The sequence below is a fragment of the Streptococcus sp. GP0011 genome, assembly GCF_030546305.1.
Taxonomy (GTDB): Bacteria; Bacillota; Bacilli; order Lactobacillales; family Streptococcaceae; genus Streptococcus.
Genome location: NZ_JAUONR010000001.1, coordinates 388,723 through 411,941, shown reverse-complemented (window position 1 = coordinate 411,941; position 23,219 = coordinate 388,723). Strand labels below are relative to the sequence as shown.

Annotated in this window: 26 protein-coding genes, 1 tRNA gene and 1 riboswitch; of the genes, 21 read left to right on the top strand and 6 right to left on the bottom strand. The window is 40.4% G+C overall.

Annotated elements, in window-relative coordinates:
- The first annotated feature begins 11 nt into the window (after positions 1 to 11).
- The 3 genes from srtB (Q4443_RS02095) (at position 12) to hemH (ending at position 3,133) form a co-directional block, all read left to right on the top strand.
- On the top strand, positions 12 to 1,013 hold the full coding sequence (srtB, locus tag Q4443_RS02095) for a class B sortase (protein WP_000695090.1): 1,002 nt from the start codon (positions 12 to 14) through the stop codon (positions 1,011 to 1,013).
- 75 nt (positions 1,014 to 1,088) lie between these two features.
- The gene (srtB, locus tag Q4443_RS02090) at positions 1,089 to 1,961 is read left to right on the top strand and encodes a class B sortase (RefSeq protein WP_049477724.1); all 873 of its coding nucleotides are present in this window, start codon (positions 1,089 to 1,091) and stop codon (positions 1,959 to 1,961) included.
- 77 nt (positions 1,962 to 2,038) lie between these two features.
- Positions 2,039 to 3,133, top strand: coding sequence for a ferrochelatase (hemH, locus tag Q4443_RS02085; protein WP_044020830.1), 1,095 nt, complete (start codon positions 2,039 to 2,041; stop codon positions 3,131 to 3,133).
- Between the two features lie 40 nt (positions 3,134 to 3,173).
- Here hemH and mscL read toward each other — a convergent pair whose 3' ends face one another.
- The gene (mscL, locus tag Q4443_RS02080; protein ID WP_033629813.1) at positions 3,174 to 3,554 is read right to left on the bottom strand and encodes a large conductance mechanosensitive channel protein MscL; all 381 of its coding nucleotides are present in this window, start codon (positions 3,552 to 3,554) and stop codon (positions 3,174 to 3,176) included.
- 79 nt (positions 3,555 to 3,633) lie between these two features.
- Complete coding sequence (locus Q4443_RS02075; protein WP_044020828.1) at positions 3,634 to 4,071, bottom strand: GtrA family protein; 438 nt, start codon at positions 4,069 to 4,071, stop codon at positions 3,634 to 3,636.
- A 28-nt stretch (positions 4,072 to 4,099) separates the two neighbouring features.
- Positions 4,100 to 4,196: riboswitch (PreQ1 riboswitch) on the top strand.
- Between Q4443_RS02075 and Q4443_RS02070 the strand changes: the two genes are divergently transcribed.
- From Q4443_RS02070 to dapA, 4 genes are all read left to right on the top strand, one after another.
- Entirely contained in the window at positions 4,194 to 4,706 is a 513-nt protein-coding gene (locus Q4443_RS02070; RefSeq protein ID WP_000737303.1) for a QueT transporter family protein, read from the top strand. Its footprint overlaps the riboswitch before it by 3 nt.
- A 105-nt stretch (positions 4,707 to 4,811) precedes the next feature.
- A tRNA-Thr gene (locus Q4443_RS02065) sits at positions 4,812 to 4,884 on the top strand.
- Positions 4,885 to 5,241: 357 nt separating this feature from the next.
- Positions 5,242 to 6,318 (top strand): aspartate-semialdehyde dehydrogenase, encoded by a 1,077-nt coding sequence (locus tag Q4443_RS02060; protein WP_000542496.1) that lies wholly within the window; start codon positions 5,242 to 5,244, stop codon positions 6,316 to 6,318.
- 56 nt (positions 6,319 to 6,374) lie between these two features.
- The gene (gene dapA, locus Q4443_RS02055) at positions 6,375 to 7,310 is read left to right on the top strand and encodes a 4-hydroxy-tetrahydrodipicolinate synthase (RefSeq protein ID WP_000121600.1); all 936 of its coding nucleotides are present in this window, start codon (positions 6,375 to 6,377) and stop codon (positions 7,308 to 7,310) included.
- A 46-nt stretch (positions 7,311 to 7,356) separates the two neighbouring features.
- Here the strand turns inward: dapA and mnmE are convergent, their stop codons facing one another.
- Both mnmE and Q4443_RS02045 read right to left on the bottom strand, forming a co-directional pair.
- On the bottom strand, positions 7,357 to 8,730 hold the full coding sequence (mnmE, locus tag Q4443_RS02050; protein ID WP_044020826.1) for a tRNA uridine-5-carboxymethylaminomethyl(34) synthesis GTPase MnmE: 1,374 nt from the start codon (positions 8,728 to 8,730) through the stop codon (positions 7,357 to 7,359).
- A gap of 134 nt (positions 8,731 to 8,864) precedes the next feature.
- Positions 8,865 to 9,047, bottom strand: a complete 183-nt coding sequence (locus Q4443_RS02045) for a 4-oxalocrotonate tautomerase (protein WP_001117401.1) — start codon at positions 9,045 to 9,047, stop codon at positions 8,865 to 8,867.
- Between the two features lie 122 nt (positions 9,048 to 9,169).
- Here Q4443_RS02045 and Q4443_RS02040 point away from each other — a divergent pair, with 122 nt between their 5' ends.
- The 14 genes from Q4443_RS02040 (at position 9,170) to msr(D) (ending at position 22,442) form a co-directional block, all read left to right on the top strand.
- Complete coding sequence (locus Q4443_RS02040) at positions 9,170 to 9,769, top strand: thymidine kinase (protein ID WP_000068134.1); 600 nt, start codon at positions 9,170 to 9,172, stop codon at positions 9,767 to 9,769.
- Positions 9,759 to 10,238 carry a GNAT family N-acetyltransferase gene (locus Q4443_RS02035; RefSeq protein ID WP_049484423.1) on the top strand — a complete coding sequence of 160 codons (480 nt, stop codon included), beginning with the start codon at positions 9,759 to 9,761 and terminating at the stop codon, positions 10,236 to 10,238. Before Q4443_RS02040 ends, Q4443_RS02035 begins: the two co-directional genes overlap by 11 nt.
- Positions 10,239 to 10,247: 9 nt before the next feature.
- Positions 10,248 to 11,327: a peptide chain release factor 1 gene (gene prfA / locus Q4443_RS02030; protein WP_042902301.1), complete on the top strand. Its 1,080-nt coding sequence runs from the start codon at positions 10,248 to 10,250 to the stop codon at positions 11,325 to 11,327.
- Positions 11,327 to 12,163 carry a peptide chain release factor N(5)-glutamine methyltransferase gene (gene prmC / locus Q4443_RS02025; RefSeq protein WP_042902300.1) on the top strand — a complete coding sequence of 279 codons (837 nt, stop codon included), beginning with the start codon at positions 11,327 to 11,329 and terminating at the stop codon, positions 12,161 to 12,163. Before prfA ends, prmC begins: the two co-directional genes overlap by 1 nt.
- A complete protein-coding gene (locus Q4443_RS02020; protein WP_042902299.1) occupies positions 12,147 to 12,749 on the top strand; it encodes an L-threonylcarbamoyladenylate synthase in 603 nt (200 codons plus the stop codon). The genes prmC and Q4443_RS02020 overlap by 17 nt, the downstream gene beginning before the upstream one ends.
- Before the next feature lies 1 nt (position 12,750).
- Complete coding sequence (locus Q4443_RS02015) at positions 12,751 to 13,182, top strand: GNAT family N-acetyltransferase (RefSeq protein WP_038805300.1); 432 nt, start codon at positions 12,751 to 12,753, stop codon at positions 13,180 to 13,182.
- A 58-nt stretch (positions 13,183 to 13,240) separates the two neighbouring features.
- Entirely contained in the window at positions 13,241 to 14,497 is a 1,257-nt protein-coding gene (glyA, locus tag Q4443_RS02010) for a serine hydroxymethyltransferase (RefSeq protein ID WP_033629805.1), read from the top strand.
- Positions 14,498 to 14,504: 7 nt separating this feature from the next.
- A complete protein-coding gene (locus tag Q4443_RS02005) occupies positions 14,505 to 15,479 on the top strand; it encodes a nucleoid-associated protein (RefSeq protein ID WP_049518637.1) in 975 nt (324 codons plus the stop codon).
- A complete protein-coding gene (locus tag Q4443_RS02000; protein ID WP_004240129.1) occupies positions 15,479 to 16,081 on the top strand; it encodes a lysozyme family protein in 603 nt (200 codons plus the stop codon). The genes Q4443_RS02005 and Q4443_RS02000 overlap by 1 nt, the downstream gene beginning before the upstream one ends.
- Positions 16,082 to 16,167: 86 nt before the next feature.
- Complete coding sequence (locus tag Q4443_RS01995; protein WP_049518639.1) at positions 16,168 to 17,142, top strand: DUF1002 domain-containing protein; 975 nt, start codon at positions 16,168 to 16,170, stop codon at positions 17,140 to 17,142.
- 73 nt (positions 17,143 to 17,215) lie between these two features.
- The gene (gene rlmD / locus Q4443_RS01990; protein WP_049518641.1) at positions 17,216 to 18,571 is read left to right on the top strand and encodes a 23S rRNA (uracil(1939)-C(5))-methyltransferase RlmD; all 1,356 of its coding nucleotides are present in this window, start codon (positions 17,216 to 17,218) and stop codon (positions 18,569 to 18,571) included.
- A 514-nt stretch (positions 18,572 to 19,085) separates the two neighbouring features.
- Entirely contained in the window at positions 19,086 to 19,256 is a 171-nt protein-coding gene (locus Q4443_RS01985) for a hypothetical protein (protein WP_000873143.1), read from the top strand.
- Between the two features lie 385 nt (positions 19,257 to 19,641).
- Entirely contained in the window at positions 19,642 to 20,859 is a 1,218-nt protein-coding gene (gene mef(A), locus Q4443_RS01980) for a macrolide efflux MFS transporter Mef(A) (RefSeq protein WP_000417519.1), read from the top strand.
- 119 nt (positions 20,860 to 20,978) lie between these two features.
- Complete coding sequence (msr(D), locus tag Q4443_RS01975; RefSeq protein ID WP_000420313.1) at positions 20,979 to 22,442, top strand: ABC-F type ribosomal protection protein Msr(D); 1,464 nt, start codon at positions 20,979 to 20,981, stop codon at positions 22,440 to 22,442.
- A 117-nt stretch (positions 22,443 to 22,559) separates the two neighbouring features.
- Here msr(D) and Q4443_RS01970 read toward each other — a convergent pair whose 3' ends face one another.
- On the bottom strand, positions 22,560 to 22,859 hold the full coding sequence (locus Q4443_RS01970) for a DUF5960 family protein (protein WP_001072467.1): 300 nt from the start codon (positions 22,857 to 22,859) through the stop codon (positions 22,560 to 22,562).
- Positions 22,846 to 23,214, bottom strand: a complete 369-nt coding sequence (locus tag Q4443_RS01965) for a hypothetical protein (protein ID WP_000567222.1) — start codon at positions 23,212 to 23,214, stop codon at positions 22,846 to 22,848. Before Q4443_RS01965 ends, Q4443_RS01970 begins: the two co-directional genes overlap by 14 nt.
- Between the last annotated feature and the right edge of the window lie 5 nt (positions 23,215 to 23,219).

Here is a 23,219-nt window from a genome sequence, read left to right as displayed (position 1 = left end):
TGGTTTGACCGATGAAAATCAAGCGTGAGAAACCCAAAAGGAGTTTGTCTAGGCGTCTGGTACTTGCTGTAGATGCATTGATGAATCATATCTTGCTCCTCTTGACAGCCTTAGTCTTTCTCTTTGGTTTCTACGCCCTCTGGGATGCCAATCAGGTTTATTCTCAGGCTTCATCAAGTGAGTATGAGGCCTATAGACCTGTTAGTACCAGTGAGAAGGATGAGCTTGCTAGTTTTTCTGGCTTTCACAAGCTACAGCAAGTCAATCCAGAGGTTCTCGGTTGGATCAATGTCTATGGCACCAATATCGACTATCCCTTAGTTCAAGCCAAAGACAATGAAAAATACCTGAACAAGGATTCCAAGGGAGAATTTGCAGCTACAGGGGCTATTTTCCTTGAGGCTCGAAATGAATCCAAGTTCGAAGACTTTAATACCATCATCTACGGACACCATGTAGAAAATGGGGTTATGTTTGGAGATGTAGCAAAGTTTTCTGATAAGGAATTTTTTGACCAGCATCGCTACGGCAGTATTTACTATAATGGCGTTGAAAAAGGTCTTGAAATCTTTGAAATGCTCGAGGTGGACGCCTATGACTTTAACATCTACGATCCAGGTATTAATGGGGATGATCGGCGCCAAGAATATATCGATCACTTACTCTCGGTTGCCATTCACAAACGAGACATTACACTGGGGCCAAATGACCATATCATCCTTCTCAGTACCTGTTTCCTAGACGTAACAAATGGGAGACATATCGTAGTTGCCAAGATTACGGATACGGTTCCAAAGAACACCTTCCATACGAAAAAATCAAAACCATTTCCTTACAGCGTCTTTGATGATTCGTCGCTCGGACGATTTCTCTCATCGATTCCTTTGTGGATATGGTATATCATCTTATTTATCTTGCTCTTGCTATTGATCTTCTTGCTCATCATCCTCTACTTGATCTTGCGTCGTAGAAGAGAAGCAAAGGAAGAAGGGGCAGATACCATTACTGACTAAACTACCAATAAAAGAGAAAGGGACAGCCTCTCTTGCTCTTTTATTTTCAAGGCTAGAAAGGAGAAAGAAGGAAATATGAAAACAAGTACAAGTCGCGAAGCCATAAAGGCCATTCTATCCCTCTTTCTAGCTTTTTTCTGTCTTTTTACAGCTGATAGAGCTCTTGCGAGCGACTACGATCATTATAATCCCATTGAAAAGGATGCCAGCAGTACGGGCTTTGAAACCTTGCAACACCTCAACAAGGATGTTTGTGGTTGGATTAGCCTCGATGGGACCAAGGTAGACTATCCTCTCTTACAGAGTCAGGACAATGTCAAATACCTTGACCGCAATGCCTTTGGCGATTATACTGTGTCAGGTTCTATATTCCTAGACTATCGTTTTAACCCAAATTTTACGGACTTTAACACCATCATTTATGGTCACTCCATGGCTTCTGGTGCTATGTTTGGGGAGATTCAAAAATTTGCGGATCAAGATTTTTTTGAAAAGCATCGCTATGGCTCTATCTATTATAACGGCCGTGAACGAGGGCTTGAGATATTTGGAATTTTAGAAGTAGATGCCTATGACACGGAGATTTACCGAACTTTGAGTTCCAACGATGAGGAACACCAGGCCTACTATCAATATTTGCTAAGTAAAGCCAAGTACAAGCGAGATGTTTCCTTGACCTCAACGGACAAGATTGTTTTATTAAGCACCTGTTTCCTTAATATTACCAACGGACGGCATATCCTCTTAGCTAAAATAACGGATGCACCAGTAAAAGCAGCCCAGGATAAAAGTGGGGAAGCAGTAGGGACGCGGTATTTCGATCAAGGCCTACCAACGCATTGGATTTATATCCTTGCCTTTCTTCTCCTGATTATCGTTATTTTACTCCTTGTCGTTATCATCCTAATCATAAGGCGAGATAGAAAGACAAAAGAACAAAAGAAATAGTAGACGTCGGAAGCGTTTACTATTTTTTTCTTTCATGATAGAATAGATAGTGAAAATAATATCATAAGGATGATAACATGAAAAAAGCTATATTAATGATGACCTTTGGATCTCCAGAGGAGATTAGTTTTGAAGGAGTAGCAGAATTTTTTACAAATATTCGTCGTGGTGTTAGACCCCAAGACCACGAGATTCAGACTCTCTATGACAACTATGTCCTTATCGGTGGGACGCCCTTGCAGCGGATTACACGTGAGGAGGTTGATTTAGTCAAGGAACGTTTAGGCGAGGAGTACGGTATCTACTTTGCCAATAAGTTTTCTCGGCCCTTTATCCCTGATGTGATCAAGCAGATGGAGTCTGATGGTATTGAAGAATGTATTTGTTTGATTTTGGAACCTCATTATTCTTTTTACTCAGTCATGGGGTATGAAAAGTTTCTGGAAAGCCAACAGATCCGATTTTTAGTAATTAAGGACTGGTATCAACAACAGGCTTTGCTGGACTTCTGGACTGATGAGATTAGCAAAATTTTACGAAACCATGTGGGAGAAGAATCTTTCAAGGTAATCTTTTCAGCACACAGTGTTCCCATTTTTGCCTTAGACTATGGAGATCCATATATCGATCAAATTTTCGATAATAGCAAGCTAATCGCTGAACAACTCGGCCTAACAGCCGACCAGTATACCAATACTTGGCAGAGCGAAAGTGATATTGGAATCCCTTGGATCAAGCCAGACGTTTTAGAATATTTACGAGAACAAAAGCAACATCCCGAGCATTATATTTTTGTCCCGATTAGTTTTATCAGTGAGCACATCGAAGTCTTGTTCGATAATGATGTGGAATGTTATGAGTTGTGTCAAAAATTAGATGTCACCTACCATCGTCCACCTATGCCCAATACGGATAGCCGTTTAATTGACGCTTTAGTTGCTACTGTAAGAGCCAATGAAGACAAAGAATTTAAAGCTTTTCTCCCAGAAGAAGAAACTTTTGATGAGTTAGCACCTTCGGCAACTACCAAGGACATCATGGAGGAGACAGACGACCTTCAGATGCCAGAATTTGTCAAAAAACTCATTGAGAAAAAAGGTCGTGAAAATGTGAAGATGCCTTACTTGATTAAGAAAATGCTCGAAAAGGCTGGGAAGTTACCAAAAGAGTAAAGAAAAAGGATTTAGCTTTAAGCTAGATCCTTTATCTGTTTTATTTTTTCTCAAGAAGAGCTTTGATTTCTTGAAGAACTTCAAGTTCAGTTGGAGCAGCAGGTGCTTCCTCAACCACTTCCTCTTTCTTACGAAGGTTTTGAGCTTTTTCAATACCTTTGATAACGAAGAAGAGAACTGTACCCACAACAAGGAAGTTGATAACAGCGCTCAAGAATTTACCATATGTAACACCATTCCATGCAAGCTCAGCGATGTTTTGTACTTGCGCAGCTTCCAAGGCTGGGTTCAATAGGAGTGGAGTGATGATATCATTAACAAATGAAGTAACGATAGCACCAAAAGCAGAGGCAATGATTACACCGACAGCAAGGTCAACAACATTACCACGAAGCAAGAATTCTTTTAAATCCTTTAACATTTTCATAATGTCCTTTCCTAAATTTCTAATTTATTATATCCTAAAATGTGACAAAAAGCAACTTGAATCCTCAAAGCGGTCAGTTGTCCCTTTTAAAAATATAGATTTTACTGAAAATATAGTTTAAAATGATGATCAAAATTTGTGCTAGGATAGTTTCAATCATATTAACCCTATCTATATTATATTCAACAAACTGGCCAATAACATCAGGAAAGGTTGTAACAAAGATATAAGTTAAAAGAAGGTCCAGTCCAAGAGTAGAGAGACGAGCTAAGAAAAACTTAGCCAGGCGAGTCGGCCAATTCCTTCTCACTTGTTTAAAGACGATTGTATCATTTGTGAGAAAGGCGAAGAGAATCCCAATAATATTTGCGAGGGCAGTTGCGAGGAATTCCTGGTGGCTGATATGGTAAATAACCAAACGTGATGAAATAGAAACCAGAGTAGTAGCACCACCAAAAAATAGGTAGGAGAGAATCTCGTTATCAAAGAAAGCTTTTATTAGTCTTTTCATGATTTTAGTATAGCATAAAGCGGGCTAATGTGCTATACTAGTAAGGTTGATAACCTCAACCCTTGGTGCTTAGCTTCTTTCACCAAGCATATTTTACGCGGGAAACCGCCAAAGGAGAAAACATGAAAAAATTAACTGTTCGTGACATGGCAGATATTGCCATTGTTGCTGCTATTTATGTAGTTTTGACTATTACGCCACCAATCAATGTTCTTAGTTTTGGGGCGTATCAGTTCCGTATTTCAGAAATGTTGAATTTCTTGGCCTTTTACAACCCTAAATATATCATCGGTGTGACAATTGGATGTATGATTGCTAATTTATTTAGTAGTTTTGGCCTAATAGATGTCTTTGTCGGTGGAGGTTCTACCCTAGTTTTCCTTAGTCTAGGGGTATTGCTCTTTGCAAAATACAGCAAAGATTACCTCTTTAACGGATTGATTCGAAAAGATCATTTCTTCTTTTCAATCCTCTTCTCCATTTCAATGATTACCATTGCAGCTGAACTCCATATCTTGACAGAAGCTCCCTTCTTCTTCACATGGTTCTCTACTGGAATTGGTGAGTTTGCATCACTTATAGTGGGAGCGATTTTGATTGGTAAATTGGGACAGCGAATCGATCTAACAAAATAAGAAGTTTATAAGCTAGATTCTTGCTAAATCTAGCTTTTTTCATTCCATAAAATTAAAAGAGAGCGCTTGACAAGAACATAGAACTATAGTATACTTTTTAGGTAAGCTGATTTAGCTCAGTTGGCAGAGCGCATCCATGGTAAGGATGAGGTCGCCGGTTCAATCCCGGCAATTAGCATGATAGAAACAAAATGACCTTGGGAGACCAAGGCTTTTCTTATACCTCTATGAAAATGAAGCCCAAGAGTTTTGGATGTTGACAAAAGTGACTCTATCTAGTAGAATAGTAGATGCGATGAGTCGATAGGCAGTCTTCGGACTGCTATTGAGCATAAGGAGGTCATAACGCAGGAGCGGACCTTGATGAGTTGTGTGAACCTGCTCATCACATGAAGATGCCTCTTAGTCCCTGGTCAATGACTAGGGATTTTTAATTTTCAGAAAATATAACCCAAAAATGCTTTTCAATTTCTGGAAAAAGTAGTATAATACATCTATTATAGAAATTTTTAGAAAATTCCGAAAGAGGTTATTTATGGGATATACAGTTGCTGTAGTCGGCGCGACAGGTGCTGTCGGAGCTCAGATGATAAAAATGTTGGAAGAATCAACACTTCCAATCGATAAAATTCGTTACCTTGCTTCTGCACGTTCAGCAGGCAAAACTTTGAAATTTAAAGACCAAGATATTACGATTGAAGAAACAACTGAGACAGCCTTTGAGGGTGTTGATATTGCACTCTTCTCAGCAGGTGGTTCGACATCAGCTAAGTATGCACCATACGCAGTTCAAGCTGGGGCAGTAGTAGTAGATAACACATCTTATTTCCGTCAAAATCCAGATGTTCCTTTGGTTGTTCCAGAGGTCAATGCTCATGCACTTGATGCCCACAACGGAATCATTGCCTGCCCTAACTGTTCAACAATCCAAATGATGGTGGCTCTTGAGCCTGTTCGTCAAACATGGGGCTTGGATCGTATCATCGTTTCAACTTACCAAGCAGTCTCTGGTGCAGGTATGGGAGCGATTCTTGAAACACAACGTGAACTTCGTGAAGTCTTGAATGATGGTGTGAATCCACGTGATTTGCATGCGGAAATCTTGCCTTCAGGTGGTGACAAGAAACACTATCCTATCGCCTTTAACGCTCTTCCGCAAATCGATGTCTTCACAGACAATGATTACACTTACGAAGAGATGAAGATGACCAAGGAAACGAAGAAAATCATGGAAGATGACAGCATCGCAGTGTCTGCAACATGTGTTCGTATTCCAGTCTTATCAGCTCACTCTGAGTCAGTTTATATCGAAACAAAAGAAGTGGCCCCAATCGAAGAAGTGAAAGCAGCTATCGCAGCCTTCCCAGGTGCAGTTCTTGAAGATGATGTAGCTCATCAAATCTATCCACAAGCCATCAATGCAGTTGGTTCACGTGATACCTTTGTTGGTCGTATCCGTAAAGACTTGGATGCAGAAAAAGGAATCCACATGTGGGTTGTTTCAGATAACCTTCTCAAAGGTGCTGCCTGGAACTCAGTTCAGATTGCAGAAACGCTTCATGAACGTGGATTGGTTCGTCCAACAGCTGAGTTGAAATTTGAATTAAAATAGTCATATCGTTTAGGAGTTCAGATGAACTCCTTCTTTGAAATAGAGAGGTGTTTCTCATGTCTTATCAAGATTTAAAAGAGTGTAAAATCATCACGGCCTTTATTACCCCTTTCCATGAGGATGGCTCCATCAACTTTGATGCCATTCCAGCCTTGATTGAGCATTTATTGGCCCATCACACAGACGGCATTCTTCTAGCTGGAACGACTGCTGAGAGTCCGACCTTGACCCACGATGAGGAGTTGGAACTCTTTGCGGCTGTACAAAAGATTGTTAATGGACGTGTTCCTTTGATTGCGGGTGTAGGTACCAATGATACACGTGACTCGATCGAGTTTGTCAAAGAAGTAGCAGACTTTGGTGGCTTCGCTGCTGGACTTGCGATCGTACCATACTACAACAAACCTTCTCAAGAAGGCATGTATCAGCACTTTAAAGCTATTGCAGATGCATCAGATTTACCTATTATCATTTATAACATTCCAGGGCGTGTAGTTGTTGAATTAACTCCAGAAACCATGCTTCGCTTGGCTGACCACCCAAATATCATCGGTGTTAAAGAATGTACCAGCTTGGCTAATATGGCTTACTTGATTGAGCACAAGCCAGAAGAGTTCTTGATTTATACAGGTGAAGATGGAGATGCCTTCCATGCCATGAACCTTGGTGCGGATGGGGTTATTTCTGTTGCCTCCCATACAAATGGAGATGAGATGCACGAGATGTTTACTGCCATTGCAGAAAGCGATATGAAGAAAGCTGCAGCTATTCAGCGTAAATTCATTCCTAAAGTCAATGCCCTCTTCTCTTATCCAAGTCCTGCTCCAGTTAAGGCGGTCCTTAACTATATGGGATTCGAAGCTGGACCAACTCGATTACCTCTAGTTCCAGCACCAGAAGAAGATGCTAAACGCATTATCAAAGTTGTCGTAGATGGCGACTACGAAGCAACTAAGGCAACTGTAACAGGTGTCCTTAGACCAGATTACTAATAAAGACAATAAAATCCATGACCGCAAGAAGGATCATGGATTTTTCTTATTTTCCTAAACAGAATTGGCTAAAGAGTTGGGTGATGAGTTCATCAGGTGCGGCATCTCCAGTGATTTCTCCGAGAATTTCCCAAGTACGGGTCAAGTCAACTTGAAGCAAATCAACTGGCATCCCCAGTTCCAGCCCTTCATTAACAGCTTGTAAGCTTTCAACGGCCTTTTCAATCAAGGAAATATGACGGGCATTAGATAGGTAAGTAGCATCTTGCTCGACCAAACCAGCATTTTCAAAGAAGAGATTGTTGATGCGCTCTTCAATCTTATCGATGTTTTGGTTTTTAAGAACTGAAATACGGATGACATCTTCAGGTAGTTCCGAAGTTTCAATCGCTTCAGGCAGATCCGTTTTATTAAGTAGAATAATGCGGTTGGTATCTTGGCTGATTTCTAAGAGTTGGCGATCTTGGGAGGTCAGTGGCTCACTGGCATTTAATACTAGTAGTACCAAGTCAGCTTCCTTGAGGGCTTTTCTCGAACGCTCAACACCGATCTGCTCCACGATATCATCTGTTTCTCGAATACCAGCTGTATCAATCAATTTGAGAGGAACACCATTGATGTTGACGTATTCTTCGATAACATCTCGTGTCGTACCAGCGATGTCTGTAACGATGGCCTTGTCCTCACGCAAGAGGTTGTTGAGGAGGCTCGATTTCCCAACGTTGGGACGTCCGATGATAGCAGTTGAAATTCCCTCACGAAGGATTTTACCACGACGAGCTGTTCTAAGGAGATTGGTTAGCAATTGCTCAAACTCCATAGTTTTCTCACGGACGACTGCAGTAGTAGCTTCCTCAACATCGTCATACTCAGGATAGTCGATATTGACCTCAACTTGGGCAAGTGTATTGAGGATTTCTTGGCGAGTATTATTAATGAGGTCAGAAAGAGAACCGTCCAATTGTTTGACTGCAATATTCATGGCCTTGTCTGTCTTGGCGCGGATGATGTCCATCACCGCTTCAGCCTGTGTCAAATCTACACGACCGTTTAGAAAGGCGCGCTTGGTAAATTCACCAGGTTCAGCCAACCGAGCTCCTTCACGGATAGCTAACTGGAGAATCTCATTGGTTACCGCAATCCCACCGTGAGTGTTAATCTCGATAATATCCTCACGAGTGAAGGTCTTTGGAGACTTCATAGCTCCAACCATAACCTCGTCCATGACCTTACCAGTTTGAGGGTCAGCGATATGTCCGTAGTTGAGAGTATGGCTTGCAACCTTGCTCAAGTCTTTTCCTTTAAAAATCTTTTGGGCAATAGCAAAACTATCTGTTCCGCTCAGGCGGACAATACCAATGGCTCCTTCACCTAGTGGAGTAGAGATAGCAGCGATGGTATCAAATTCACGTGTAATCATACTAATTCCTTTTGTATTTCTTTTCTTTGGATATGTATCCAAGCATCTCTTCAAATTGTAACAAAATTAGACTATTTCTTCAATGGATGCTACTTGGAGATTGAAAAAGCCTAAGCAATTCTGCTTAAGCTGGATTATTTGGTGCGCATTTCTCCTTGAGGAAAGTAGGTTCCTTCTGGCATGTCGTTGATGATGACATGAACGGCTGATTGAGGGGCTCCAGTGTTACGGACAACAGCTTCCGTTACTTCCTTAGCAAGAGCTTTCTTTTGCTCGAGCGTGCGACCTTCAAATAAATCGATGCGTACAAATGGCATAATAGCTTCCTCCGCTAGTTTTTGATTTCTTCTATTTTACCACATTTTGCCGTTTAAAGCTTCAGAAAATTATGATATACTAGAATGTAGCAAAAATTTAGAAATGGACGTGAAATAGAAGCATGGCACAGTTGTATTATCGTTATGGGACCATGAACTCTGGTAAGACGATTGAGATTCTCAAGGTGGCCTATAACTACGAGGAGCAAGGAAAGGGAGTTGTGATTATGACTTCGGCTCTGGATACACGTGACGGTGTTGGCTATGTATCTAGTCGGATTGGCATGAAACGCCCAGCCATTGCGATTGAGGAAACGACGGATATCTTCGGCTATATCCGAAACTTACCTGAAAAACCTTACTGTGTGTTGGTTGATGAGGCCCAGTTTCTCAAGCGTCACCATGTTTACGACCTAGCTCGTGTTGTTGATGAGTTAGACATACCTGTCATGGCTTTTGGTTTGAAGAATGACTTTCGTAATGAATTGTTCGAAGGTTCCAAATACCTCTTGCTCTTAGCAGACAAGATTGACGAAATCAAGACCATTTGTCAGTACTGTAAGAAAAAGGCGACTATGGTATTGCGTACGCAGGATGGTGTGCCAGTCTATGATGGTGAACAAATTCAAATAGGTGGCAATGAAACCTATATCTCAGTCTGCCGAAAACATTATTTTGCGCCAATGATAGCATCTAACAAGGAGCATAACTATGACAATTGAACTAAGAGATGTTGCAATGGAAAATTATTTTGATGTTTTGAATTTGGATGTCAAGGAATATCAAAAGCAATTCATTGCAACCAACGCAATTAGTTTAGCTGAAGCATATGTCTACACTAAAAATGGAGATTTTGTAGCTCCATTGGCAGTTTATGATAATGATGCAATTATAGGTTTTGTGATGATAGCTTATGATAAAAAGATCGGAATTAGTAGTGGAAATTATTTACTATTTCGTTTTATGATTGATAAGAATTTTCAAAATCAAGGATATTTTAAACCAATTATGGATAAAGTGCAGGACTATGTTCAGACAGCGCCAGCAGGTTTAGGCAATAAACTTTGGTTGTCTTATGAACCAGAAAATGAACATGCAAGATCTTGTTACCTCAGTTATGGATTTAAAGAAACTGGGGAAATATTTGAGAACGAAGTAGTAGCAATCTATGATCTAACAATTGAGAACTAAGGAGAAAAAATGAACATCTATGATCAACTACAAGCTGTAGAAGACCGTTATGAAGAACTAGGAGAATTGCTCAGTGACCCAGATGTCGTCTCAGACACCAAGCGTTTCATGGAGCTTTCGAAAGAAGAAGCTTCTACTCGTGATACGGTAACAGCTTACCGTGAGTACAAGCAAGTCCTTCAAAACATCGTTGATGCTGAAGAGATGATTAAGGAATCAGGCGGAGATGCAGACTTGGAAGAAATGGCCAAGCAAGAACTCAAAGATGCCAAGGCTGAAAAAGAAGAATATGAAGAAAAACTAAAAATCTTGCTCCTTCCAAAGGATCCAAACGATGACAAGAACATCATCCTTGAAATCCGTGGGGCAGCTGGTGGAGACGAAGCAGCCCTCTTCGCTGGAGATTTGCTAACTATGTACCAAAAGTATGCGGAAACCCAAGGCTGGCGCTTTGAAGTTATGGAAGCCTCAATGAACGGCGTAGGTGGTTTCAAAGAAGTCGTAGCCATGGTTTCCGGTCAGTCCGTTTACTCTAAGCTTAAGTATGAGTCTGGTGCACATCGTGTGCAACGTGTCCCTGTGACAGAGAGCCAAGGCCGTGTCCACACCTCAACAGCGACAGTTCTAATCATGCCTGAAGTGGAAGAAGTAGAGTACGATATTGATCCAAAAGACCTTCGTGTTGACATCTACCACGCATCTGGTGCTGGTGGTCAGAACGTCAACAAGGTTGCGACTGCCGTTCGTATTGTTCACTTGCCGACCAATATCAAGGTTGAGATGCAGGAAGAACGTACCCAGCAGAAAAACCGTGAGAAGGCTATGAAGATTATTCGTGCGCGTGTGGCTGACCATTTTGCTCAGATTGCCCAAGATGAACAAGACGCTGAGCGTAAGTCGACAATCGGTACTGGTGACCGTTCAGAACGTATCCGTACTTACAATTTCCCACAAAACCGTGTCACAGACCACCGTATTGGATTGACCCTCCAAAAACTAGATACCATCTTGTCTGGTAAATTGGATGAAGTTGTGGATGCCTTAGTGCTCTATGACCAAACACAAAAATTAGAAGAATTAAATAAATAATGAAACTAGCTCAATTATTTTCAGATTTTGAAGAAGAGTTGATAAGACAAGGAGAGGAAGCAGAAAGCCTCTCTTTTGTCTACCGTAGCCTAAAAAATCTCTCTTTTACGGACTTTGTCTTTGCTCTTCAGCAGGAAGTGACAAAAGAGGAAGAAAATTTTGTAGAAGAAATTTACCAGCAGTTAGTGGCTCACAAACCGGCGCAGTACATCATTGGTCACGCAGAATTTTTTGGAATGCAGTTAAAAGTAGATGAGCGGGTTTTGATTCCTCGTCCAGAGACAGAAGAGTTGGTGGAACTCATCCTCACAGAAAATCCTGAGGAAAATCTTAAGGTCCTAGATATTGGAACTGGAAGTGGTGCCATAGCCCTCGCACTAGCAAAAAACAGACCAGATTGGTCAGTGACAGCAGCAGATATTTCACAAGAGGCTTTGCAGCTTGCATCTGAGAATGCCAAAAATCAAAATCTTAATATATTTTTCAAAAAATCTGATTGTTTTGCAGAAATTTCTGAAAAATATGATATAATTGTATCCAATCCACCCTATATCTCTCGTGAAGATGAGTCAGAGGTCGGTTTGAATGTTTTACATTCGGAGCCTCATCTAGCTCTTTTTGCAGATGAGGATGGCCTAGCTATTTATCGCAGAATTGCGGAAGATGCAAAAGACTATCTCGCAGATGGTGGTAAGATTTACCTTGAAATTGGATACAAGCAAGGTCAAAGTGTTCCTGCGCTTTTTAGGAAACATCTTCCTGAAAAACGAGTACGAACACTCAAGGACCAATTTGGTCAAGATAGGATGGTTGTAGTTGATGATGGACAGGATTAGACAAGAGTTGGAAAAGGGCGGAGCTGTTGTTTTGCCTACAGAGACAGTTTATGGTCTCTTTGCTAAGGCCTTAGACGAAAAAGCTGTCGACCATGTTTACCAACTCAAACGTCGTCCTAGAGATAAGGCACTCAATCTTAATGTCGCTTCTCTAGAGGACATCTTGCACTTTTCAAAGAATCAGCCAACTTATCTACAAAAGCTTGTAGAGGCCTTTTTACCGGGTCCCTTGACCATTATCCTCGAAGCCAATGACCGAGTTCCTTATTGGGTCAACTCTGGTCTTGCAACTGTCGGATTTCGGATGCCGAGTCACCCCATTACACTTGATTTGATTCGAGAGACAGGTCCTTTGATTGGGCCGTCTGCCAATATCTCGGGTCAGGCGAGTGGAGTGACGTTTGCTCAAATTCTAGAGGATTTTGACCAAGAGGTTCTGGGTCTGGAGGACGATGCTTCTTTAACTGGACAGGATTCGACGATTTTGGATTTGTCTGGAGATAAGGTGAAAATCTTACGCCAGGGGGCGATTAAGCGAGAAGATATTCTTGCTCGGTTGCCAGAGATTTCTTTTGAGGAGGAATGAGATGCTAAGAGATTTGCAAGAAACAGATGTGCATGCTATATGTGAGATTAACCAAGAGGCTTTGGGCTACTCTTTTAGTTCAGAGGACACAGCTAGTCAACTAGCTAGACTGTCTCAGGATTCTCATCATTTCCTACTTGGTTATGAGGATGAAGTCAGCCATGTCCTACTTGGATATGTCCATGCTGAAGTTTATGAATCCCTCTATTCCAAAGCAGGATTTAATATCTTAGGCTTAGCGGTTTCACCTCAAGCACAAGGGCAAGGTATCGGTAAAAACTTACTGCAAGGGTTGGATCAAGAAGCAAAAAGACGGGGTTATGGGTTTATCCGCTTAAACTCTGCTGATCATCGTCTGGGAGCTCATGCATTTTATGAAAAAGTTGGTTATACTTGTGATAAAGTGCAGAAACGGTTTATTCGCATCTTTTAGTTGATTTTCTTATTGAAAAAAAACTAAAGGACCAGTCACACTATAAAGGAGAAGACCTATGATTTTTGACAAAGACGATTTTAAAGCATACGATGCTGATCTCTGGAATGCTATTGCCAAAGAAGAAGAACGCCAACAAAACAATATCGAGTTGATTGCTTCGGAAAACGTGGTTTCCAAGGCTGTTATGGCAGCTCAAGGGTCTATCTTGACAAACAAATATGCCGAGGGTTACCCAGGACGTCGTTATTATGGTGGAACTGATGTAGTAGACGTGGTAGAAACTCTAGCTATTGAACGTGCAAAAGAAATTTTCGGTGCTAAATTCGCCAATGTCCAACCTCACTCAGGAAGCCAAGCCAACTGTGCGGCTTACATGGCCTTGATTGAGCCAGGTGATACCGTTATGGGGATGGATTTGGCAGCAGGTGGACACTTGACCCACGGAGCTCCAGTTAGCTTCTCTGGTCAAACCTACAACTTTGTTTCTTACAGTGTGGATCCTGAAACGGAACTCTTGGACTTTGATGCAATCTTGAAACAAGCCCAAGAAGTAAAACCAAAACTAATCGTAGCAGGTGCATCAGCTTATTCTCAAATTATCGACTTCTCAAAATTCCGTGAAATCGCAGATGCTGTTGGGGCTAAGCTTATGGTCGATATGGCCCATATCGCTGGTTTGGTTGCAGCTGGACTTCATCCAAGCCCAGTACCATACGCTCATATCACTACAACAACGACCCACAAGACTCTTCGTGGACCGCGTGGTGGTTTGATCTTGACAAATGATGAGGACCTAGCTAAGAAAATCAACTCAGCTATTTTCCCAGGTATTCAAGGCGGTCCTTTAGAGCATGTTGTTGCTGCTAAGGCGGTTTCATTCAAAGAAGTTTTGGACCCAGCCTTCAAGGAATATGCTGCTAATGTCATCAAAAACAGCAAGGCTATGGTTGAAGTCTTCTTGCAAGACCCTGATTTCCGTATCATCTCAGGTGGTACTGAAAATCATCTCTTCCTAGTGGATGTGACTAAGGTTGTAGAAAACGGAAAAGTGGCTCAAAACTTGCTGGATGAAGTTAATATTACCCTAAATAAAAACTCAATTCCATACGAAACCTTGTCACCATTCAAGACAAGTGGAATTCGTATCGGAGCAGCAGCCATCACTGCACGTGGATTTGGTGAAGAAGAAAGCCGTAAAGTGGCTGAACTCATCATTAAAACCCTTAAGAATGCAGAAAATGAAGCTGTCTTAGAAGAAGTGAGAAGTGAAGTCAAAGCGTTGACAGATGCCTTCCCACTATACGAGGACTAATACTTTTATGGACATTTATATTAAGAAAGCTATTATCCATCAGTTCAGCCCAGATGATACTGAGCTGTTTCTAGCGGATAAATTTCTCAATATCACTCCAAAAATCGAAGAATACCTGCGCAAAAAAATTGAACGTGTGTATTCAGATGAAGCTAAGACTGGGATTTTCGAAGAAGAAAATCCCTTCTTCAATCACATCACAGATGATTTGTTGGAGACATCAGTAACACTGGCTAATCTCTGGAAAGAGGAGTTCAGTATTTCTGAAAACCTCAAGACCAATGACTTGATTTTTGTTGAGTTTTCTAAAGAAGGTGTAGAGCATTTCGCTTTCTTGCGAATTGCCCTGCGGGAAACCTTGACCCACCTCGGAGGAGAAGTTGATAACCCAATCAAGCTAACTCAGAATAACCTTCCTGGATTTGGAACGGGAGCTGACGAGGCTTTGGTGGTTAATCTCCAAAGTCGCAAGTACCATCTCATCGAGAAACGCATCAAGTACAATGGGACTTTTTTGAATTACTTTTCAGAAAATCTCCTAGCTGTTGCTCCCAAGATTTCACCAAAGAAATCTATCAAGGAACTGGAAAAAACGGCTCAGAGAATTGCAGAGTCCTTTAACACAGATGATTTTCAATTTCAATCCAAGGTCAAATCAGCGATTTTCAACAATCTGGAAGAAAGCAATGAACTGTCACCTGAAAAATTGGCTAATGACCTTTTTGACAACAATTTGACAGCTCGTTTGAGCTTTATCGACCAAGTCAAGGAAGCCGTACCAGAACCAGTCCAGTTCGATGAAATTGATGCCAGTCGTCAGCTCAAGAAATTTGAAAACCAAAAACTTTCCTTGTCAAATGGAATTGAACTCATCGTTCCAAATAATGTTTACCAAGACGCAGAGTCTGTTGAGTTTATCCAGAATGACAATGGAACCTATTCTATCTTAATCAAAAATATCGAGGATATTCAAAGTAAATAATGTTTAAATTTATAAGAAGAGTGCTTGTGCTAGCAGTCTTCCTTTTCGCAGGATATAAAGCTTATCATATCCATCAGGATGTTAAACAAGTCATGACCTACCAACCCATGGTTCGAGAAATCTTGAGCGAAAGAGATACTCCAGCCAATGAAGAGTTGGTGCTCGCCATGATTTATACCGAAACGAAGGGAAAAGAGCGAGATGTCATGCAGTCTAGTGAGTCTGCTAGTGGCGCTACCAATACTATCAAAGACGATGCCTCTAGTATTCGCCAAGGGGTACAGACTTTAACAGATAATCTCTATTTGGCACAGAGCAAAGGAGTAGATGTCTGGACCGCCGTTCAAGCCTATAATTTTGGACCTGCCTATATCGACTTTATCGCTCAGAATGGCAAGGAAAATACTCTGGCATTAGCCAAGCGTTACTCCCGAGAAACGGTCGCTCCAATCCTTGGAAATACCACTGGGAAGACCTACACCTACATCAACCCAATTTCTATCTTTCATGGTGCAGAACTCTATGAAAATGGTGGAAATTATTACTACTCGAGACAGGTACGCTTTAACCTGTATATCATGAAATTCTTTAATTTCTTTTAAGCATCTGGTTTGACCAGATGTTTTTCGCTATAAGCTTTCTTTAAGATTGTTTTATTACCCTAGAAAGGTAAAGGAGGGAATATCCCATGAGAAAGAAATTCTTTCTAACAAGTGCTGCAGTTTTGTGGGCTGTAACAGCTATGACAAGCGTCCACGCAGCAACCGATGTTCAAAAAGTAATTGATGAAACCTATGTTCAACCTGAATATGTTCTAGGTTCTTCTCTATCTGAAGACCAGAAAAATCAAACTCTTAGCAAACTTGGCTATGACGCATCAAAAGACACCAAAGATATCAAAACTATGACACCTGATATCTATTCGAAAATTATGAATGTGGCTAATGATGCTAGTCTACAGCTCTATTCATCAGCCAAGATTCAAAAGCTGGGGGATAAGTCGCCTCTAGAAGTCAAGATTGAAACGCCTGAAAATATCACCAAGGTGACGCAAGATATGTACCGTAACGCAGCAGTGACGCTGGGAGTGGAGCATGCCAAAATCACAGTTGCAGCTCCTATTCCAGTTACAGGAGAGAGCGCCCTAGCAGGGATTTACTACTCGTTAGAGGCCAATGGTGCTAAAGTACCGCAAGCCAATAAAGACTTGGCCCAAGAGGAGCTAAAAGCCTTATCAGATATCAATGCTGAAAACAAGGACAAGTCAGGCTACGATGCCAATAAACTCAATGTGGCTTTGGCAGATATCAAGGCAGGAATCGCAAAGGCAAAAGAAGCCAAAGGCAATCTGACAGAAGAAGATGTCCGCAAAATTGTAGAAGACACACTAAAAAACTACAAACTCGATCAGGTTATAACAGGAAACCAGGTCAATATCATCATCAATTTTGCATTAAACCTTTCAAAGAGTGACATTTTGAACAATGCTGATTTCACGAAAACCCTAAATGACCTCAAGGAAAGCATTGTCTCTCAAGCTGGAGATAGTTTTAAGAATATCAACCTCAACTTTGATGCCAATAAAGCGCTGGAAGACGGGGGCAACTTTTTGAGTTCCCTTTGGCAAGCTATTGTCAACTTCTTCAAGAGTTTTGGTGCTTAGGTCATTTCATGATATAATAGATGGTAACAGAAATGTTGCCGTCTTTTTTGTCGGCCGATAGAAAGTGAAAAATATGTTAAAGAAAAATGATATTGTTGAAGTTGAAATTGTTGATTTGACCCATGAAGGGGCAGGAGTTGCCAAGGTAGATGGTTTGGTTTTCTTTGTAGAAAATGCTCTACCAACTGAGAAAATCCTCATGCGAGTCCTTAAAGTCAATAAAAAGATTGGCTATGGGAAAGTTGAAGAATACCTTACACATTCACCGCATCGTAACCAAGACCTTGACCTAGCTTATCTACGTTCAGGAATCGCTGACTTGGGGCATCTTGCCTATCCAGAGCAGCTCAAGTTTAAAAGTAAGCAAGTCAAAGACAGTCTCTACAAGATTGCAGGAATTGCTGATGTAGAGGTTGCGGAAACGCTTGGTATGGACCATCCAGTCAAGTATCGAAATAAGGCACAGGTGCCCGTTCGTCGAGTGAATGGTGTCTTGGAAACTGGCTTTTTCCGTAAGAATTCGCACGACCTTATGCCCCTTGAAGATTTCTTTATCCAGGATCCTGTTATTGACCAAGTCGTAGTAGCTCTACGCGATTTGCTCCGTCGTTTTGATTTGAAACCTTATGATGAAAAGGAGCAGTCTGGCTTAATTCGGAATCTTGTGGTGCGTCGCGGGCACTATTCAGGACAAATCATGGTCATTTTAGTAACAACTCGTCCGAAAGTTTTCCGAGTGGAGCAATTGATTGAACAAGTCATCAAGCAGTTCCCAGAGATTGTGTCTGTCATGCAAAATATCAACGACCGAAATACCAATGCGATTTTTGGTAAGGAGTGGAAGACTCTTTATGGTCAAGGCTATATTACGGATCAGATGTTGGAAAATAACTACCAAATCGCTGGCCCAGCCTTTTACCAGGTCAATACTGAAATGGCAGAGAAACTTTATCAAACAGCTATTGACTTTGCAGGATTAAAAGCAGATGATGTGGTTATCGATGCCTATTCAGGGATTGGAACGATTGGATTATCCGTTGCAAAGCATGTTAAAGAAGTCTACGGTGTTGAAGTGATTGCAGAAGCAGTCGAGAATAGCAAAAAGAATGCCCGACTAAACAATATCTCAAACGCCCACTATGTCTGTGACACAGCTGAAAATGCTATGAAGTATTGGCTCAAGGAAGGTATTCAACCAACTGTTATCTTGGTTGACCCACCACGCAAGGGTTTGACCGAAAGCTTTATCAAAGCAAGCGCTCAAACAGGAGCAGACCGCATTGCTTACATCTCCTGCAATGTCGCAACCATGGCGCGTGATATCAAACTCTACCAAGAGTTGGGATATGAGTTGAAGAAAGTCCAACCGGTGGATTTGTTTCCTCAAACGCACCATGTTGAGGCGGTAAGTTTGCTAGTCAAGGAGTAAAACGACGAAGATTAGCATTTACTTCCGCCCATGCGATAGCTGTCCGTGATTGACAAGTGCTAGCACGCAGACAGAACGGAGATAGCGAACCGCTGAGTGTGTCGCTCTGCTCGTAAAAGCTTAGAAACCTTTGAACGAAAGGGATAATGAAAGCCTTGATTGCAAGGCTTTTTGCTTTATGGTGGGTAAGTATCAGAGTGAGAAAATTTTTGGAATGAGTAGAAGTGATAGCTAGAAATTATCAGTTTCTATTTCCATTTACCCTGTGGGTACGTGTTTGTTTCCATTGACAAGGAGTTTGTGGGAATAGAAATGTACCCACCTTGTTTGAATCAAGTGAAGTGTAGTTGAAGGAAATCTGTTGAAAGCAATACTTCATTTTACCGAATAAGTAATAATTTAGGCAACTTCAAATCGATTAAAAAAAACTATTTTAAAGGTTAAGAGTAGACAAAAATTGTCCACTCTTTTTTGCAAACTCAATTTATCAATAAATGAAATGAGGGAATGTAAAATGAAATATTTTGAGGTTGAGTTAGAAAATCCTGATGAATTTTTAAAACTACAAACAGAAGATTTTGTGAAAGCTAATCGCTTGCTACTAAGGAAGATAATCCAGAGCGTTACAGTCTATGAAGAAAACTTCGTCATATCCTTTAAATCTGGCATCGAATTGGAAGTATGAGTCTCATTCCATAACTTTTATATTGAACATATCATCTTGTTGTGTTATACTATAAATTGATATAAACAAAGATGTAGGAGGAACCGAAACTATGACAGCCTCAATGCGTTTAAGATAAGCTGGCAATAAAAAAAGCAGAATCTATACCCGATGATAGGCTTTTTTGTTGTGCTTATTTATACGATATTGAGCATTCATTAGTTACGGTGAGGATATTGGTTATTTAACTATACCTTTATTTAACTATGTCTTTAATATGAATGTTTCCAAATTGTATGTATGCAGACCAAAAGCCACATTGTGGGGTTTGGCCTGCATTTTTTATTGCCTAGAATGCTATTCAAAATAGAAATTCAAGCAAAATAATATGCAGGAGATAATATAAATGGAAAAATACAACAATTGGAAACGAAAATTTTATGCAATATGGGCAGGGCAAGCAGTATCATTAATCACTAGTGCCATCCTGCAAATGGCGATTATTTTTTACCTTACAGAAAAAACAGGATCTGCGATGGTCTTGTCTATGGCTTCATTAGTAGGTTTTTTACCCTATGCGATTTTGGGACCTGCCATTGGTGTGCTAGTGGATCGTCATGATAGGAAGAAGATAATGATTGGTGCCGATTTAATTATCGCAGCAGCTGGTGCAGTGCTTGCTATTGTTGCATTCTGTATGGAGCTACCTGTCTGGATGATTATGATAGTATTGTTTATCCGTAGCATTGGAACAGCTTTTCATACCCCAGCACTCAATGCGGTTACACCACTTTTAGTACCAGAAGAACAGCTAACGAAATGCGCAGGCTATAGTCAGTCTTTGCAGTCTATAAGCTATATTGTTAGTCCGGCAGTTGCAGCACTCTTATACTCCGTTTGGGATTTAAATGCTATTATTGCCATCGACGTATTGGGTGCTGTGATTGCATCTATTACGGTAGCAATTGTACGTATACCTAAGCTGGGTAATCAAGTGCAAAGTTTAGAACCAAATTTCATAAGGGAGATGAAAGAAGGAGTTGTGGTTCTGAGACAAAACAAAGGATTGTTTGCCTTATTACTCTTAGGAACACTATATACTTTTGTTTATATGCCAATCAATGCACTATTTCCTTTAATAAGCATGGAACACTTTAATGGAACGCCTGTGCATATTTCTATTACGGAAATTTCCTTTGCATTTGGGATGCTAGCAGGAGGCTTATTATTAGGAAGATTAGGGGGCTTCGAAAAGCATGTATTACTAATAACAAGTTCATTTTTTATAATGGGGACCAGTTTAGCCGTTTCGGGAATACTTCCTCCAAATGGATTTGTAATATTCGTAGTTTGCTGTGCAATAATGGGGCTTTCGGTGCCATTTTATAGCGGTGTGCAAACAGCTCTTTTTCAGGAGAAAATTAAGCCTGAATATTTAGGACGTGTATTTTCTTTGATCGGAAGTATCATGTCACTTGCTATGCCAATTGGGTTAATTCTTTCTGGATTCTTTGCTGATAAAATCGGTGTAAATCATTGGTTTTTACTATCAGGTATTTTAATTATTGGCATTGCTATAGTTTGCCAAATGATAACTGAGGTTAGAAAATTAGATTTAAAATAAACAATATTGGAGGAATATTTATGTATCTTATTTTCATGTAACTCTTCCTGCTAAAATCGCAGGGTTTTCCCTGCATACAAGCAAATGAAAGCATGCGATTATAGACAGGAGGAAATGTTATGGAATTAATATTAAAAGCAAAAGACATTCGTGTGGAATTCAAAGGACGCGATGTTTTAGATATAAATGAATTAGAAGTATATGATTATGACCGTATTGGTTTAGTAGGAGCAAATGGTGCTGGAAAAAGCACTTTACTCAGGGTACTTTTAGGAGAATTAACTCCCCCAGGATGTAAAATGAATCGTCTGGGTGAACTTGCCTATATTCCCCAGTTGGACGAAGTAACTCTGCAGGAGGAAAAAGATTTTGCACTTGTAGGCAAGCTAGGTGTTGAGCAATTAAATATACAGACTATGAGCGGTGGTGAAGAAACAAGGCTTAAAATAGCACAGGCCTTATCGGCACAGGTTCATGGTATTTTAGCGGATGAACCTACGAGCCATTTAGACCGTGAAGGAATTGATTTTCTAATAGGACAGCTAAAATATTTTACAGGTGCACTGTTAGTTATTAGCCATGACCGCTATTTTCTTGATGAAATAGTAGATAAAATATGGGAACTGAAAGATGGCAAAATCACTGAGTATTGGGGAAACTATTCTGATTATCTTCGTCAGAAAGAGGAAGAACGTAAGAGCCAAGCTGCAGAATACGAACAATTTATTGCGGAACGTGCCCGATTGGAAAGGGCTGCGGAGGAAAAGCGAAAACAGGCTCGTAAAATAGAACAGAAGGCAAAAGGTTCTTCAAAGAAAAAAAGTACTGAAGACGGAGGGCGTTTAGCTCATCAAAAATCAATAGGAAGTAAGGAAAAAAAGATGTATAATGCTGCTAAAACCCTAGAGCACAGGATTGCGGCCTTAGGAAAAGTAGAAGCTCCGGAAGGCATTCGCAGAATTCGTTTCAGGCAAAGTAAAGCATTGGAGCTCCATAATCCATACCCTATAGTCGGTGCAGAAATTAATAAAGTATTTGGGGATAAGGCTCTGTTTGAAAATGCATCTTTTCAAATTCCGTTAGGAGCAAAAGTGGCGTTAACTGGTGGTAATGGAATCGGAAAAACAACTTTAATCCAAATGATCTTAAACCATGAAGAAGGAATTTCTATTTCGCCTAAGGCAAAAATAGGTTACTTTGCACAGAATGGTTACAAGTACAACAGTAATCAGAATGTTATGGAGTTTATGCAGAAGGATTGTGACTACAATATATCAGAAATTCGTTCAGTGCTAGCATCTATGGGGTTCAAACAGAACGATATTGGAAAAAGTTTATCTGTTTTAAGCGGTGGAGAAATTATAAAATTGTTGCTTGCTAAAATGCTCATGGGTAGATATAACATCCTAATAATGGATGAACCCAGTAACTTCCTTGACATACCAAGTTTAGAGGCTTTGGAAATACTAATGAAGGAGTACACCGGAACTATCGTGTTTATCACCCACGATAAACGATTACTCGAAAATGTAGCAGATGTAGTTTATGAAATTAGAGATAAGAAAATAAATCTGAAACATTAAATTTAAGGTAGTCGCTGGTCAGTATAGTCTGTTCTGGTTGGCGACTCCATTGTTAAAGAGTATAAAGACTTTAGATTTTATGAATATTAAAAATAGGAACAGTCAATTGAACTGCTCCTATTTTTCTGCTAAATATATTGTAGTTTTCTTATATGTATAATGATAGATTAGCGGATTCTCATCTACGGTACTTACTTCAAATATGAAGAAGTGATCGCGGTTATCTCTGGACTTTTCCTTATTGAGGACAAAGTAATTCTTACGTGAAGTCGCCATTGTTTTTAGGATATCATCAGTTAGGAAGGTCAATGGAATATTCATGTTAGAGTAGCGGTAGAAGTCACGTTCAAAATCTTGGTAGCTCTCGCTATAATAGTCCATTTGTAGGTGATTACGCTGAAACTCAAGCTGATTCATAGAGCACCTCCTCGACAAGTTCAATACTAATAATGTCTTTTAATTTCAAATTGATGTGACCTGTTGTAGTTTTTATCAAAATGAAATCTTTGGTCAGACTTGGTATTGTTCCAGTGTAGGAAACACGCTTGTTTTTTTCAATCACTTGAATGCGTGTGCGTAGCTGCCCGGCGTATACTTGACTGAGGAGTAATAATTTCTTCTCTAGTGATAAGTCAGACATGTACGTTACTTTGTTTGTATCATCAGAGAGTGCTGATGCATGTTCAGATAGGAAAAAGCCCATCCATTTTTGCATCTTTGTATCCTGGTACTCTCTTGCTGATTGAAATGGTAAATATGAACGGTCAATCATATCAA